Raw genomic sequence first — 205 nt, forward strand, 5'->3', positions numbered from 1 at the left:
CATAGAAAGGAGGTGATCCAGCCGCACCTTCCGATACGGCTACCTTGTTACGACTTCACCCCAATCATCTGTCCCACCTTAGGCGGCTGGCTCCAAAAGGTTACCCCACCGCCTTCGGGTGTTACAAACTCTCGTGGTGTGACGGGCGGTGTGTACAAGGCCCGGGAACGTATTCACCGCGGCATGCTGATCCGCGATTACTAGC

The 205-nt window shown here is 57.1% G+C and carries 1 rRNA gene; it reads right to left on the reverse strand.

Annotation, left to right across the window (positions count from 1 at the left end):
• Positions 1–5 precede the first annotated feature (5 nt).
• Positions 6–205: ribosomal RNA gene (locus tag MR083_RS27740) — 16S ribosomal RNA — on the reverse strand; the annotation flags it as partial.

The organism is Bacillus cereus group sp. BfR-BA-01408 (genome assembly GCF_022663305.1).
Taxonomy (GTDB): Bacteria; Bacillota; Bacilli; order Bacillales; family Bacillaceae_G; genus Bacillus_A; species Bacillus_A pacificus.